12 protein-coding genes and 2 tRNA genes are annotated in these 14,758 nt (G+C 70.7%); 10 read left to right on the forward strand and 4 right to left on the reverse strand.

Annotated elements, in window-relative coordinates:
- The first annotated feature begins 11 nt into the window (after positions 1 to 11).
- The 4 genes from ACFWRO_RS06170 to ACFWRO_RS06185 all read left to right on the forward strand — a co-directional run bounded on the left by ACFWRO_RS06170 (position 12) and on the right by ACFWRO_RS06185 (position 4,095).
- The gene (locus tag ACFWRO_RS06170; protein ID WP_384504955.1) at positions 12 to 818 is read left to right on the forward strand and encodes an ABC transporter ATP-binding protein; all 807 of its coding nucleotides are present in this window, start codon (positions 12 to 14) and stop codon (positions 816 to 818) included.
- Positions 818 to 3,256, forward strand: a complete 2,439-nt coding sequence (locus ACFWRO_RS06175) for an ABC transporter permease (protein ID WP_384504958.1) — start codon at positions 818 to 820, stop codon at positions 3,254 to 3,256. The genes ACFWRO_RS06170 and ACFWRO_RS06175 overlap by 1 nt, the downstream gene beginning before the upstream one ends.
- A gap of 9 nt (positions 3,257 to 3,265) precedes the next feature.
- Positions 3,266 to 3,715, forward strand: coding sequence for an HD domain-containing protein (locus ACFWRO_RS06180; protein ID WP_384504961.1), 450 nt, complete (start codon positions 3,266 to 3,268; stop codon positions 3,713 to 3,715).
- A 185-nt stretch (positions 3,716 to 3,900) separates the two neighbouring features.
- Positions 3,901 to 4,095 carry a hypothetical protein gene (locus ACFWRO_RS06185; RefSeq protein WP_384504964.1) on the forward strand — a complete coding sequence of 65 codons (195 nt, stop codon included), beginning with the start codon at positions 3,901 to 3,903 and terminating at the stop codon, positions 4,093 to 4,095.
- Positions 4,096 to 4,175: 80 nt separating this feature from the next.
- Here the strand turns inward: ACFWRO_RS06185 and ACFWRO_RS06190 are convergent, their stop codons facing one another.
- Both ACFWRO_RS06190 and ACFWRO_RS06195 read right to left on the reverse strand, forming a co-directional pair.
- On the reverse strand, positions 4,176 to 4,553 hold the full coding sequence (locus ACFWRO_RS06190) for an amphi-Trp domain-containing protein (protein WP_384504967.1): 378 nt from the start codon (positions 4,551 to 4,553) through the stop codon (positions 4,176 to 4,178).
- A gap of 158 nt (positions 4,554 to 4,711) precedes the next feature.
- Positions 4,712 to 4,782 (reverse strand) — tRNA-Gly (locus ACFWRO_RS06195).
- Positions 4,783 to 4,913: 131 nt separating this feature from the next.
- Between ACFWRO_RS06195 and ACFWRO_RS06200 the strand changes: the two genes are divergently transcribed.
- From ACFWRO_RS06200 to clpX, 5 genes are all read left to right on the forward strand, one after another.
- Positions 4,914 to 4,990, forward strand: a tRNA-Pro gene (locus tag ACFWRO_RS06200).
- A gap of 161 nt (positions 4,991 to 5,151) precedes the next feature.
- Positions 5,152 to 6,537 carry a trigger factor gene (tig, locus tag ACFWRO_RS06205; protein ID WP_384504970.1) on the forward strand — a complete coding sequence of 462 codons (1,386 nt, stop codon included), beginning with the start codon at positions 5,152 to 5,154 and terminating at the stop codon, positions 6,535 to 6,537.
- Positions 6,538 to 6,776: 239 nt separating this feature from the next.
- Positions 6,777 to 7,394, forward strand: coding sequence for an ATP-dependent Clp protease proteolytic subunit (locus ACFWRO_RS06210; protein WP_384504972.1), 618 nt, complete (start codon positions 6,777 to 6,779; stop codon positions 7,392 to 7,394).
- A 63-nt stretch (positions 7,395 to 7,457) separates the two neighbouring features.
- A complete protein-coding gene (locus tag ACFWRO_RS06215) occupies positions 7,458 to 8,120 on the forward strand; it encodes an ATP-dependent Clp protease proteolytic subunit (RefSeq protein WP_384504975.1) in 663 nt (220 codons plus the stop codon).
- Positions 8,121 to 8,276: 156 nt separating this feature from the next.
- Entirely contained in the window at positions 8,277 to 9,560 is a 1,284-nt protein-coding gene (clpX, locus tag ACFWRO_RS06220; RefSeq protein WP_384504978.1) for an ATP-dependent Clp protease ATP-binding subunit ClpX, read from the forward strand.
- Between the two features lie 61 nt (positions 9,561 to 9,621).
- On the opposite strand, the gene ACFWRO_RS06225 is transcribed toward clpX, so the two are convergent.
- Positions 9,622 to 10,575, reverse strand: a complete 954-nt coding sequence (locus ACFWRO_RS06225; protein WP_384504981.1) for a hypothetical protein — start codon at positions 10,573 to 10,575, stop codon at positions 9,622 to 9,624.
- A 138-nt stretch (positions 10,576 to 10,713) separates the two neighbouring features.
- Here ACFWRO_RS06225 and ACFWRO_RS06230 point away from each other — a divergent pair, with 138 nt between their 5' ends.
- Positions 10,714 to 13,335, forward strand: a complete 2,622-nt coding sequence (locus ACFWRO_RS06230) for a valine--tRNA ligase (protein ID WP_384504984.1) — start codon at positions 10,714 to 10,716, stop codon at positions 13,333 to 13,335.
- Between the two features lie 57 nt (positions 13,336 to 13,392).
- Here the strand turns inward: ACFWRO_RS06230 and ACFWRO_RS06235 are convergent, their stop codons facing one another.
- Positions 13,393 to 14,745, reverse strand: a complete 1,353-nt coding sequence (locus tag ACFWRO_RS06235; RefSeq protein WP_384504986.1) for a glycosyltransferase — start codon at positions 14,743 to 14,745, stop codon at positions 13,393 to 13,395.
- Between the last annotated feature and the right edge of the window lie 13 nt (positions 14,746 to 14,758).

Below are 14,758 nucleotides of genomic sequence, written 5' to 3' on the forward strand. Positions count from 1 at the left end.
GAGGAACCCCCATGGCTGCCCTGCGCCGCGCCAAGCGCTCCGAGCACCCCGCACCGCCCGCGGGCACCGGCCTCGCCGTCGAACTGGCCGGTGTGCGCCGTCAGTACGGCCGCGGCGCGGGCGCCGTCCACGCGCTGCGCGGGATCGACCTGGCCCTGCCGCGCGGCAGCTACACGGCCGTGATGGGCCCCTCCGGCTCCGGCAAGTCCACGTTCCTGCAGTGCGCGGCGGGCCTCGACCGCCCCACCGCCGGCTCCGTCCGGCTCGGCGGCACGGAGATCACCGGGATGAGCGAGAACCGGCTCACCGAGCTGCGCCGCAGCCGCCTCGGCTTCGTCTTCCAGGCGTTCAACCTGCTGCCCTCGCTGACCGTCGAGCAGAACGTGCTGCTGCCCATGCGGCTCGCGGGGCAGCGGCCCGACCGGCGCAGGGCGACCGAGGTCCTCGGCCAGGTCGGCCTCGGCGACAAGGGCGCCCGCCGCCCCTCCGAGCTCTCCGGCGGCCAGCAGCAGCGTGTGGCCCTCGCCCGCGCGCTCGTCACCCGCCCCGACGTCGTCTTCGCCGACGAGCCCACCGGCGCCCTGGACACCACGACCGCCGCCGAGGTCCTCGCCCTGCTCAGGAGCGCCGTCGACACCCTCGGCGCGACCGTCGTCATGGTCACCCACGACCCGGTCGCCGCCGCCCACGCCGACCGCGTCCTCTTCCTCGCCGACGGGGCCATCGCCGACACCCTGCCCCGGACGAGCCCGGCCCGGATCGCCGACCGCATGCGCGCGCTCACCGCGCCCGCCGCGCACGCCGGGGTGGCCGCCTGATGTCCCGCCTGTTCCGGCCCAACGGCCTCGCCCGCGCCGCCGTGCGCTTCAAGCCCTCGTCCTTCGTGGGCACCTTCGTCGCCCTCTTCCTGGCAGCCGCCGTCGTCTCCGGCTGCGGTCTCCTCCTCCAGACCGGCGTGACCGCCACCGTCCCGCCCGACCGGTACGCGGGTGCGCCCGTCGTCGCCGCCGCCGACCAGGAGGTCCACCGGACGGTGACCATGGGCGGCGAGAAGGAGACCGAGTCGGCCGCCGTCCCGGACCGGGCCCGCCTCGACGCCTCCCTGGTCGCCGAGGCCGCCAAGGCCCCGGGGGCCGCCCGCGCGATCGGCGACGTCACCTTCCCCGTCCGTACGGACAAGGCGACGCTCACCGCCCACGGCTGGTCCTCCACCGCCTTCACCGACGTGACCCTCGCCGCGGGCCGGGCCCCGGGCCCCGACGAGGCCGTCGTCGCCGACGCCACCGCGCGCGTGGGGGAGCGGATCACGCTCTCGACCCCCGCCGGCGAGCGCGGGTTCACGGTCTCCGGCGTCACCGCGAGCCCCGGCGTCTGGCTCTCCGACGCGCGGGCGCTCGCCCTCTCCGGCCACCCCCGCACGGTCGACGCCATCGCCGTCCTGCCCGAGCCCGGCACCGGCACCGACGCGCTGGCCGCCCAGGTGGCCCGCGCCCTCGGCGACCGCGCCCAGGTGCACACCGGCGACGACCGGGCCCTCGCCGAAGGGGCCGCGCTGCCCGCCGCCAAGGAACTGCTCACCGCGCTCGGCGGCTCCTTCGGCGGCATCGCGACCCTCGTCGCGGTCTTCACCGCCGCCGGGACCGTCGCGCTCTCCGTCGGCCAGCGCGCCCGCGAGTTCGCCCTGCTCCGCGCCATCGGCGCGACCCCGCGCCAGATCCGGCGCTCCATCGCCACCGAGGCCCTCCTCGTCGCGCCGGTCGCCGGACTCCTCGGCTGCCTGCCCGGCGCCGCGCTCGCCGCCTGGTGGTTCGGGCAGCTGAAGGAGAAGGGCGCCGTCCCCGAGGCCCTCGCCCTCGACCTCGGCCCGATCCCGTTCGCCGTCGCGCTCCTCGCCGTCGTCGCCACCGCGCTGCTCGCCGGCTTCCTGGCCGCCCGCCGCCCCTCCCGCGCCAGGCCGGGCGAGGCGCTCGCCGAGTCCGCCGTCGAGCGCCGCGCCCTCGGCAAGGTCCGTACGCCGCTCGGCCTCGCCGCCGCCGTCGGGGGAGCGGCCCTCGCGGGCGTCGCCGCCTCGCTGTCCGGCGAGGACGCCGCCAACACGGCCCTCGGCGTCGTGATGCTCTTCATGCTGGCCGTGGCCCTGCTCGGGCCGCTCCTGGCCCGGCTCTGCGCGAGCCTCTTCGGGCTGCCGCTGCGCGGATCCGGCGCCGCCGGCTACCTGGCCGCCGCCAACTCCCGTACCAACGCCCGCCGGCTCGCCTCCGCGCTCACCCCGATCGTGCTCGCGATGTCCTTCGCCTCCACGCTCGTCTTCCTGCACACCAGCACCGACCGCGCCACCGCCGACCAGCAGCGCGCCGCCGTCGTCGCCGACCACGTCGTCACCGCGCCCGCCGGGCTGCCCACCGACGCGGCCGCCCGCGCAGGCGACGGCCCGGGCGTCACCGCCGCCGTAGCGGTCCAGCGGACCTCCGTCCTGCTCCCGTCCGACAGCCAGGGCTTCCGTACCGCCTCGGCCCAGGCCGTCTCCGCCGACCCGTCCCCGGTCCTTGACCTCGGGGTCCGTACGGGTTCCCTGGCGGCGCTCACCCCCGGCACGGTCGCCCTGGACGCCCGGCTCGCGGACGCGGTGGACCTGGCGACCGGCGACCGCGTCGAGCTCCTGCTCCCCGACGGCACGAAGGCCACCCCGCGCCTCGTCGCCACCTACACGCGCGGCCTCGGCCTGGCCGAGGTCACCTTGCCCGCCACCGCCCTGACCGGCCATGTGACCTCCCCGTACGCCACCGAACTCTTCGTCCGCGGTGGCACGGCGGCCGCCCTGACCGGCCTCGGCACGGTCACCGACCCCGCCGGCTGGACCACCGCGCAGAGCACCGAGCGCGCACTGAACGCCTGGGCCAACACCACGATGGCGGCCGTCCTCGGCGGCTTCGCCGCGATCGCCGCCGCCAACACCCTGGTCATGACCGTCCTCGACCGCCGCCGCGAGCTCGGCACGCTCCGCCTGATCGGCACCACACGCCGCCAGGTCCTGCGGATGATCCGCTGGGAGGCGCTCCTGGTCACCCTGGCCGGCCTGGCCCTGGGGACCGGGATCGCCCTGGCCACGCTCGTCCCGATGACCAACGGCCTGACCGGCGCGGCTCCCACCGTCCCGCCGCTCCTCTACGGCAGCTTCGCGGCCGCCGTCGTGGCCCTCGGCCTGCTGTCCACGAGCCTGCCCGCACGCGCCGCGCTGCGCCGCCCGGCGCCGTAGAGTCGGCCCATGCCGTACCTCACCCTCGCCCAGGTCGAGTCCCTCGCCGTCGCCGCCCACGGGGGCCAGACCGACAAGGCGGGCCGCCCGTACGCCGAGCACCTGCGGGCGGTGGCCGAGGGGGTACGGGCGCGGGGCGGCAGCGAGGAGCAGATCGCGGCGGCCTGGCTGCACGACTCCGTCGAGGACGACGCACTCTCCGCCGAGTGGCTGGATTCGGCCGAACTCCCGCGCACGGTCAAGGACATGGTGCTCGCCCTCACCAAGCGGCCGGGCGAGGAACTCGAGTCGTACACCCGGCGGATCCTGGCGGTCCCCGGCGCCCTTCTCGTCAAAGAGGCCGACCTCGCGCACAACGCCGACCCGGCCCGCCTCGCCGTTCTCGACGAGCCGACCCGCACCCGGCTGACCGGCAAGTACGCCACCGTACGGGGACTGCTCGGGCTCTCCACCGACTGACGGGGACCGCGCTCCGCACGAAACGATCAAGACGAAAAGCGCGCGGGTTGGCTCGATTCCTACGTCGACGATTCGTCACCCGGCGTCGGTGGGCAAGAAGTTGGTGGCACGATGGATGCAGCGGGGGTGCTTTGTGACGTGCGCTCCCGGGCGGCTAGGTGGGACCGACCGAGGGTGTGATCAGTATGGCCATTTCGCTATCCGTGGTGCTGCTGTTGGCGATCGTCCTGGTGGTGCTGATCCGCGGCGGGAGCCTGAAGGGCGGCCCGGCCGTCGTCGCCGTGCTCTTCGGCTTCTTCCTCGCCTCCACGGGCATGGCCGACGACATCCAGCGCTTCCTGGACTCGATAACGCAGACGCTGGGCTCCATCAAGTTCTGACCCGCTCCCGAGACTCTGCCGGGTCAGTCTCAGCGGAGTCTCAGCCGAGCAGATCCCGAGCCGATCCCGAGCCGCGCCAATCAGGCCTTCTTCGCCGCCGCCCGCTTCGTCCGCGGGCTCCCGCCGGCGCCGCTCCGCGCGCGCTTGGCGGGCGCCGCCTTCCGGCTCCGCGCGGGCTTCGCTGCCTTGGCGGCCTTGGCCGGCTTCGCGGCCTTCGCGGGCTTCTCCGCCGTCGGCGCGGTCGCGGCGGGCGCCTCTCGCGGGCTCCCCAGGGGCCAGCTGAACTCGATCTCCAGCTCGATCTTCCCGTCGCCGACCTCCCACTCGACCTCCGCCCAGAGCTCGTCGGGGATCCGCACGGTCAGCTCTCCGGTGATGAGCGACAGCTCCACCACGCCGCCATGCCTCATCCCCTTCGCGAGCTCCTCCAGCACTTCCGCCGCCTCGATCACTGTCATCGGGTGACTCTGCTCGAACTTCAGATCCTTCACGGCTGCCTCCGGTGCGGCAGTGACAAAGGGAAAAGGGGACAGTGCCCATCCTGCGGCCGTGGAACGGAAAACGCCTCGGGGCCGGGCCGGAGGAGTGATCTCCGGCCCGGCCCCGAGGCCGGAAGAGCGGGCGACGGGAATCGAACCCGCGTAGCTAGTTTGGAAGACTAGGGCTCTACCATTGAGCTACGCCCGCAAAGGACGCGCCGCAGGTCACGAGGGCCGCGGCACGGACAGCATCGTAGCGGGTCATGGGCGGTCCCCGCACGCCCCATAAAGAGGGGGCGTCGCACTGTCTCCGTGCATGTACCCTACGTGTCGCACCGACGGGGTGTGGCGCAGCTTGGTAGCGCGTCCGCTTTGGGAGCGGAAGGCCGTGGGTTCAAATCCCGCCACCCCGACCACCGAGATCACGCATCACAAGATCGCGTTGTGGGCCTCATCCCGCTTGCGGTTACTATGCAAGCTGCGTGCCCGTGTGTCTCTCTGACCGGGCCGATCGGCCGGAACCGCCACCAAGCGGCAACGGCAGATTCCAAGAATCAGCCACCAAGGAGACCGAACCGTGAAGAGCGCCGTGGAGACCCTGAACCCGACCCGGGTTCGGCTCACTGTCGAGGTGCCCTTCGAGGAGCTCAAGGACAGCCTCGACGCGGCGTACAAGAAGATCAACCAGCAGGTCACGGTCAAGGGCTTCCGCAAGGGCAAGATCCCGGCTCGTGTGATCGACCAGCGGTTCGGCCGTGGTGCGGTGCTGGAGGAGGCCGTCAACGACGCCCTCCCGAAGTTCTACACCGAGGCCGTCAACGAGGCCGAGGTCAACCCGCTGGGTCAGCCCGAGGTCGACATCACGGAGCTGAAGGACGGCGAGCTGCTGGCCTTCACCGCCGAGGTCGACATCCGCCCGACGATCGAGATCCCGGACTACTCCGGCATCGAGGTCACCGTCGACGCGGTCGAGGTCACCGACGAGGACATCGAGAAGTCCGTGGAGCAGCTGCGCGAGCGCTTCGCCTCCACGAACCCGGTCGAGCGCGCCGCCGCCGACGGTGACGTCGTCACCATCGACCTCGAGGCCAAGGTCGACGGCGAGGTCCTCCCGGACGGCGTCGCCCAGGGCGTCTCGTACACCATCGGTTCCGGCGAGCTCCTCGACGGCATCGACGAGGCCGTCACCGGCCTGGAGGCCGGCGGCGAGGCCACCTTCACCTCGCAGCTGAAGGGCGGCTCCGCCGAGGGCAAGGACGCCGAGGTGTCCGTCAAGGTCACCGCCGTCGCCGCCCGTGAGCTCCCCGAGCTCGACGACGACTTCGCGCAGCTCGCGTCGGAGTTCGACACCCTCGACGAGCTCAAGGCCGACAGCCGCAAGCGCCTCGAGAACATGAAGCAGTTCGACCAGGCCACCCAGGCCCAGGAGCGCGTCCTCGACGAGCTCCTCAAGCTGGCGGACGTCCCGATGCCCGAGAAGCTGCTCGAGGACGAGATCAACACCCGCAAGCACAACCTGGAGCACCACCAGCTCGGCCAGATGGGCCTGACCCTCGAGAAGTACCTGGAGATCCAGGGCAAGACCGAGGAAGAGTTCCTGGCGGAGACCAAGGAGCAGGCCGAGAAGGGCATCAAGACGCAGTTCATCCTCGATGAGCTCGTCAACAAGGAGAAGCTGAACGTCAGCCAGGAGGAGCTCACCGAGCACCTCATGCGCCGCGCCGCCTCCTCCGGCATGTCCCCCGACCAGTTCGCCCAGGCCGTCGTCGAGGGTGGCCAGGTGCCGATGCTCGTCGGCGAGGTCGCCCGCGGCAAGGCCCTCGCGGTCGTCGTCGAGGCCGTCAAGGTCGTCGACACCAACGGTGAGACCGTCGACCTCGAGGACGACGAGGACGAGGCCGAGACGGCCGCCGAGACGGTCGAGGCCGTCACCGGCGAGGCCGAGGTCGCCGAGGAGAAGTAAGAGGCCCAGGCCTCACGCTGAACCGCTGGTCCACGGGCCCGGACGCACTGCTGTGCGCCGGGCCCGTGCCCGTATTCAGGCCCCCTGGAGCCTCCAGTAACCTTGCGCTCCCAGCGAACAGTTCGGGAACCGGGATGGCGTTGTCCTACCTGCGCGTTAGGGTCCATGAATACGAGGGCACTGCCCTCTGAACGAGACGCTGAGACGGCCGTCGCCGTCGGAGACGAGCAGGTGGATACGTGACGAATCTGAAGCCTTACGCCGCGGGTGAGCCGTCCATCGGTGGTGGCCTCGGCGACCATGTCTACAACCGGCTGCTCGGCGAGCGCATCATCTTCCTCGGCCAGCAGGTCGACGACGAGATCGCCAACAAGATCACCGCGCAGATGCTCCTCCTGGCAGCAGACCCGGAAAAGGACATCTACCTCTACATCAACAGCCCCGGTGGCTCGGTGACGGCCGGCATGGCCATCTACGACACCATGCAGTACATCCCGAACGACATCGTCACCATCGGTATGGGCATGGCGGCCTCCATGGGCCAGTTCCTGCTCACCGGCGGCGCCGCCGGCAAGCGCTTCGCGCTGCCGAACACCGACGTCCTGATGCACCAGGGTTCCGCCGGCATCGGTGGCACGGCCTCGGACATCAAGATCCAGGCCGAGTACCTCCTTCGTACGAAGAAGCGCATGGCCGAGATCACCGCGCACCACTCCGGTCAGACCGTCGAGACGATCATTCGCGACGGTGACCGCGACCGCTGGTTCACCGCGGAGGAGGCCAAGAACTACGGCCTCATCGACGACATCATCACGCACGCCGCGGGCGTTCCCGGCGGCGGCGGCACGGGCGCCTGAGCCCGGCAGACCGCTGAAGAGCCCCAGCCCCCGCCGAACGCCACCAGGACGGTGAACTTCCAGATGCAGAACAACCTCTCCCCGAGCGGCCTCTACACCGGCGCGCCGATGGACAACCGCTACGTGATCCCGCGCTTCGTCGAGCGCACCTCGCAGGGCATCCGCGAGTACGACCCGTACGCGAAGCTCTTCGAGGAGCGCGTGATCTTCCTCGGCGTGCAGATCGACGACGCCTCCGCCAACGACGTCATGGCGCAGCTGCTGTGCCTGGAGTCGATGGACCCGGACCGCGACATCTCGATCTACATCAACAGCCCGGGCGGCTCCTTCACCGCCCTCACGGCCATCTACGACACGATGCAGTTCGTGAAGCCGGACATCCAGACGGTCTGCATGGGCCAGGCGGCCTCCGCCGCGGCCGTGCTGCTCGCCGCCGGTACGCCCGGCAAGCGGATGGCCCTGCCGAACGCCCGTGTGCTGATCCACCAGCCGTCCGGCGGCACCGGCCGTGAGCAGCTCTCCGACCTGGAGATCGCGGCCAACGAGATCCTGCGCATGCGCACCCAGCTGGAAGAGATGCTGGCCAAGCACTCCTCCACGCCGATCGAGAAGATCCGCGACGACATCGAGCGCGACAAGATCCTGACCGCCGAGGACGCCCTCGCGTACGGCCTGGTCGACCAGATCGTCTCGACCCGCAAGACCACGGCCGCCGCGGCAGCCTGACGCTCGGCCTTCCCCTGGCACGGTCCGCGTGGCCGAATCACGACCATGTGAACCGTGCCAAGGGGGGCCCGAACGGGGGGCCCGGCAAGGTACCGTCGAATATGAGGCACCAGGAGTCGCTGAACCAAGCGCTCCCAGGCGAAGGGGAAGCACCTCGTGGCACGCATCGGTGATGGCGGCGATCTGCTCAAGTGCTCGTTCTGCGGAAAGAGCCAGAAGCAGGTGAAGAAGCTCATCGCGGGACCCGGTGTGTACATCTGCGATGAGTGCATCGACCTCTGCAACGAGATCATCGAGGAGGAACTCGCCGAGACGAGTGAGGTGCGCTGGGAAGAACTTCCCAAGCCCCGCGAGATCTACGAGTTCCTCGAGGGTTACGTCGTCGGCCAGGAGCCGGCCAAGAAGGCCCTCTCGGTCGCGGTGTACAACCACTACAAGCGCGTCCAGGCCGGCGAGAACGGCGGCGGAGCGGGCCGTGACGACGCCATCGAGCTGGCGAAGTCCAACATCCTGCTGCTCGGCCCCACGGGCTCCGGCAAGACGCTGCTGGCCCAGACGCTGGCGCGGATGCTCAACGTCCCGTTCGCCATCGCCGACGCGACGGCGCTGACGGAGGCCGGCTATGTCGGCGAGGACGTCGAGAACATCCTGCTCAAGCTGATCCAGGCGGCCGACTACGACGTCAAGAAGGCCGAGACCGGGATCATCTACATCGACGAGATCGACAAGGTCGCCCGCAAGAGCGAAAACCCGTCGATCACGCGCGATGTCTCGGGCGAGGGCGTCCAGCAGGCCCTGCTGAAGATCCTGGAAGGCACGACGGCCTCCGTCCCGCCGCAGGGCGGCCGGAAGCACCCGCACCAGGAGTTCATCCAGATCGACACGACGAACGTGCTCTTCATCGTGGGCGGCGCCTTCGCCGGCCTGGAGAAGATCATCGAGTCGCGTGCGGGCGCCAAGGGCATCGGCTTCGGGGCGACGATCCGCTCGAAGCGGGAGATCGAGGCGAGCGACCAGTTCCAGGAGGTCATGCCGGAGGACCTGGTGAAGTTCGGGATGATCCCGGAGTTCATCGGCCGCCTCCCGGTCATCACCTCGGTCCACAACCTCGACCGCGAGGCCCTGCTCAAGATCCTGGTCGAGCCGCGCAACGCGCTGGTGAAGCAGTACCAGCGCCTCTTCGAACTCGACGGCGTGGAGCTGGACTTCGACCGCCCGTCCCTGGAGGCCATCGCCGACCAGGCGATCCTGCGCGGCACGGGCGCGCGTGGCCTGCGGGCCATCATGGAAGAGGTCCTGATGTCGGTGATGTACGAGGTCCCGTCCCGCAAGGACGTGGCCCGCGTGGTCATCACGGCAGACGTCGTCCACAACAACGTGAACCCGACGCTGGTCCCGCGCATCGTGAAGAACGACGGGCGGCACGAGAAGTCGGCCTGAGCGGTACGGACATGAAGAGGGGCGCCCCCGGTGGGGGCGCCCCTCTCGTCCGTTCAGGGGGTCACAGCTTGACGCGGACTTCCTTACGGAGCTTGGCCGTGACGGAAGCGGCCTCCTCCGGGGCGGTGCCCTTGCCGCTCAGCAGCGAGGCCATGTCCATCGGGATCACGAAACCGAGCGTGCTGTGGTCGCCCCACACGCACACCGACATCGTGAACTCCGTCGGACCCGCACCCGCGTCGGCACCGGCCTTCGGCTTGCTCTTGATCTGCTGGCACTTCAGGACCGCGCCGTCGAACCCCTCGGGCGTGTACGGCTTGGGCTCACCGAGCAGTTCCGCCTCGTCGTCCTTGTCCTTCTCGGACTCAGCCTTGATGGTGGCGAAGACGCCGTCCACGACAGCCTCGGGGTCGGCGATCTCGCCGTAGACACCGCCGAACTGGATGAGCTTCCCGCCCAGCGGGTTCGCCGTGTCCTTCACCTCGTAGCCGGCCTCGACCTGCTTGGCGTTCTTCACGCCGTTCTTCTCGGCGTCCTTCAGGAAGTCGTCGCCACCCGAGCTGGTGCCGCCGCTCTCCTTGGACTTCTTGTACTCGGTGAGCACCGTCTCCGGGGTGATCAGCTTGTGCGGGCCGTCGTTCGCGACCGACGCGCCGCCGCCACCGCCCTGGGTGAAGAACCAGGCGCCACCCGCGATCAGCGCGAGCGCCACGACAGACGCGCCGACGATCAGCCCGGTCTTCGACTTCTTCACGGCCGGCGGGGGCGGCGGGTAGCCGCCGGGGCCCTGGGGGGCGCCGTAAGGGGGCTGCTGGCCGTACTGAGGCTGCTGCTGCGGGTAGCCGTACGGCTGCTGTTGCGGCGGTACGCCCTGAGGGGCCTGCTGGGGGTAGCCGTAGCCGGGCTGAGGCTGCTGGTCGTACGGGCCCGGCTGCTGACCGTAGGGGCCCGGCTGGCCGTACGGCCCGGGCTGCTGCGGCTGACCGCCGTACGGACCCGGCTGGTTGTAGCTCATGGACAGGTTCCCCTCACAGGATGTTTATGCGTAGCGAACATCCTGTCGGAAGCCGTGCCCCACATGGGCGGCGGGGGGCACACCGTTACGGAACAAAGGCGTTTCGGGACAGCCCCGCGACACCCCTAAACTGACCCCGTGACCGAGAACACTCAGCAGCAGCCAGCAGCCAACCCCGAACTGCCGACCCAGTACGCGCCGGCCGAAGTAGAGGGGAAGCTGTACGAGCGCTGGGTAGAGCGCGGTTACTTCGAGGCCGACGCGAACAGCGAGAAGCCGCCGTACACCATCGTCATCCCGCCGCCGAACGTCACCGGCTCGCTCCACCTGGGGCACGCCTTCGAGCACACGCTGATCGACGCCCTCACCCGCCGCAAGCGGATGCAGGGCTACGAGACGCTGTGGCAGCCCGGCATGGACCACGCGGGCATCGCCACCCAGAACGTCGTCGAGCGCGAGCTCGCCAAGGAGGGCAAGTCCCGCCACGACCTGGGCCGCGAGGCGTTCGTCGAGCGTGTCTGGCAGTGGAAGGCCGAGTCCGGCGGTCAGATCTCCGGCCAGATGAAGCGCCTCGGTGACGGCGTCGCCTGGTCCCGCGAGCGGTTCACGATGGACGAGGGCCTCTCGCAGTCCGTCCAGACCATCTTCAAGAAGCTCTACGACGACGAGCTGATCTACCGCGCCGAGCGCATCATCAACTGGTGCCCGCGCTGTCTGACGGCCATCTCCGACATCGAGGTCGAGTACCAGGACGACGACGGCGAGCTCGTCTCCATCCGGTACGGGGACGGCGACGCCTCCATCGTCGTCGCCACCACCCGCGCCGAGACGATGCTCGGCGACACCGCCGTCGCCGTCCACCCGGAGGACGAGCGGTACAAGCACCTGGTCGGCACGGAGATCGAGCTGCCGCTGACCGGCCGCCGGATCCCGGTCGTCGCCGACGAGCACGTCGACCCCGAGTTCGGCACCGGCGCCGTCAAGGTCACGCCCGCCCACGACCCCAACGACTTCGAGATCGGCCAGCGCCACGGCCTGCCGAACCTCGCCGTCATGGACGAGCGCGCCGTCATCACCGCCCACGGCCCCTTCCAGGGCCTGGACCGCCTGGAGGCCCGCTCCGCCATCGTCGCCGCGCTGCGCGCCGAGGGCCGGATCGTCGCCGAGAAGCGTCCGTACGTCCACTCCGTCGGCCACTGCTCGCGCTGCAAGACCACCATCGAGCCGCGCCTGTCCATGCAGTGGTGGGTCAAGGTCGGCCCGCTCGCCCAGGCCGCCGGTGACGCGGTCCGCGACGGCAAGGTCAAGATCCACCCGCAGGAGATGGAGAAGCGGTACTTCGACTGGGTCGACAACCTCCACGACTGGTGCATCTCGCGCCAGCTGTGGTGGGGCCACCGCATCCCCGTCTGGTACGGCCCGAACGGCGAGATCGTCTGCGTCGGACCGGACGAGCAGCCGCCGACCGGCGAGGGCTGGCACCAGGACACCGACGTCCTGGACACCTGGTTCTCCTCCGGTCTGTGGCCGTTCTCCACGCTCGGCTGGCCGGAGCGGACCGACGACCTCGCGAAGTTCTACCCGAACTCCGTCCTGGTCACCGGCTACGACATCCTCTTCTTCTGGGTCGCCCGGATGATGATGTTCGGCCTGTACGCGATGGACGGCACCCCGCCGTTCCACACCATCGCCCTGCACGGCATGGTCCGCGACCAGTTCGGCAAGAAGATGTCGAAGTCCTTCGGCAACGCGGTCAACCCGCTGGACTGGATGGACGAGTACGGCTCCGACGCCGTCCGCTTCACCCTGGCCAACGGCGCCAACCCGGGCGTCGACGTCCCGATCGGCGAGGACTGGGTCAAGGCCTCCCGGAACTTCGCCAACAAGATCTGGAACGCCACCCGCTTCGCGCTGATGAACGGCGCGACGGTCGAGGGTTCGCTGCCCGACCCGTCGGAGATGTCCGCGACGGACCGCTGGATCCTCTCGCGGCTCAACAAGACGGTCGCCGAGGTCGACGCGTTCTACGACGACTACCAGTTCGCGAAGCTCGCCGACGCGCTCTACCACTTCGCGTGGGACGAGGTCTTCGACTGGTACGTCGAGCTGTCGAAGACCACGTTCTTCGCCGGCGGCGAGGGCGCCAAGGTCTCCGGCCGGGTCCTCGGGGAGGTCCTGGACGTCATGCTGCGACTGCTCCACCCGATCGTCCCGTTCGTCACCGAGACGCTCTGGACCACGCTCACCGGCAAGGAGTCCGTCGTCATCGCCGACTGGCCCACCGACTCCGGCTTCCGCGACGACGCGGCCGAGAAGGAGATCGAGCTGGTCCAGCAGGTCGTCACCGAGGTCCGCCGCTTCCGTTCGGACCAGGGCCTGCAGCCCGGCCAGAAGGTCCCGGCCCGCCTGGACCTGACCGGCACCGCTCTCGCCCCGCACGAGGCGGCCATCCGCCAGCTGCTGCGGCTCCAGCCGGAGGGCGAGGAGTTCGCCGCCACCGCCTCCCTGCCCGTCGCCGGTGCCACCGTCGCGCTCGACCTGTCCGGGACGATCGACGTGGCGGCCGAGCGGAAGCGGCTCGCGAAGGATCTGGCCGCCGCCGAGAAGGAGAAGGCGCAGGCCAACGGGAAGCTCGGGAACGAGGCGTTCCTCGCGAAGGCGCCGGACAACGTCGTGGACAAGATCCGTACGCGGCTCGCCAAGGCGGACGAGGACATCGCCCGTATCCAGGCGCAGCTGGAGCGGCTGCCGCAGGCGTAGAGCCACAGATGGCGCGGGAGGGCCCGGAACCGATCGGTTCCGGGCCCTCCCGCCGTTTCAGGACTCCGTCGCCACCGGGCCCACCCCGGCCGTCTCGGCGTTGCGGCGGGTCTTCGCCCAGCCGGTGCGGCCGCGCAGGAGGCGGGCGAAGCCGCGGGCCGAGACCAGGAACAGGTGGTAGGCGTACAGCCAGAGCGCGAAGCCCCAGAGCAGGCCCTTGAGCCGGGAGCGGTCCGGGGCGAACTCGCGGCGGTAGACCGGGCCCCAGAGCAGGAACGGGACGATCGACACGACCGCGAGCGCGAGGGCCAGCGGCCAGGCGGCGAGGAGGACCTCGCGGGCGCCGCCGCCCGTCAGCAGAGCGACCAGCATGAGCGCGGCGAGGACCAGGGTCGCCAGGTGGGCCAGGGGCTGGCCGAAGGTGTACAGGCTCTCCAGGACGCCGCGGGCCTTGTAGTGGCGGGAGGCGACGATCCGGCCGCTGTAGCGGACGCAGCTGATGTTGCCCTGGGCCCAACGGGTGCGCTGGGTGAGGAAGCGACGGGTGTACGGGAGGGCTTCCTGGGTGACCCAGGTGTCGGGGACGTGGGTGACCTGGTAGCCGGCGAGGCGCATGTGGAGGCCGAGTTCGTAGTCCTCAAGGAGGGCGTCCTGCTGCCAGGGGCGGCGCTCGGCCGAGGCGATCCGGTCAAGCGCGGTCAGGCGGGTGAACTGGCCGTTCCCGCCCAGGCCCACGGAGCCGGTGCGGCGGCGCAGTAGCTGCATGCCCGTGTTGGAGACGGCGAACTCGGCGTCCTGCATACGGATCAGGAGCCGCGCGTAGGCGTTGGCGAGCCGGCCCCGGTCGGGGAGCGGGCGCTCGTCGTCGACGTTCCGCATGCGGACGCCGATCTGGACGCCGCCCATGTCCGGGTCGCCGAAGGCGTCGGGGCCGCTGACATGGGCGAGGGCGTCCGGGGCGACCTGGCCGTCGGCGTCCACGACACAGACGATGACGCGGGCGCGGTCCCCGGCCGAGGCCTCGCCGAGGTGCCGGTTCAGCGCCTCGTACGCGGCGTTCAGGGCGGCGCCCTTGCCGATCCGCGCGTCGGGGCGGCGGCGGGAGACCAGCCGCACCAGGGGGTCCTGGTCGGCCAGGTGCGTGACGATCGGGGCCGTCAGGTCGTCGCTCGCGTCGTCGATGACCCAGACGTGGGCGGTGGGGAAGCCGGTACGGAGCCGGGTCACCGTGGTCGCGATCACGGCCTCCTCGTCGCGGCAGGGGACGAAGAAGTGCCAGTCGTACGCGGTCGGGTCGCCGGTCTCGGTGGGGCGGCGGCGCGCGTACGAGTGCCGGGCGCCCGCCCAGTAGAGCAGGAAGCAGGCGAGGAGCAGGAACGGGAAGACGTACAGGAGGAGGTGGAGGCTCATGGGGGGCGGGTCT

This window comes from Streptomyces sp. NPDC058579, from assembly GCF_042718575.1.
Lineage (GTDB): Bacteria > Actinomycetota > Actinomycetes > Streptomycetales > Streptomycetaceae > Streptomyces.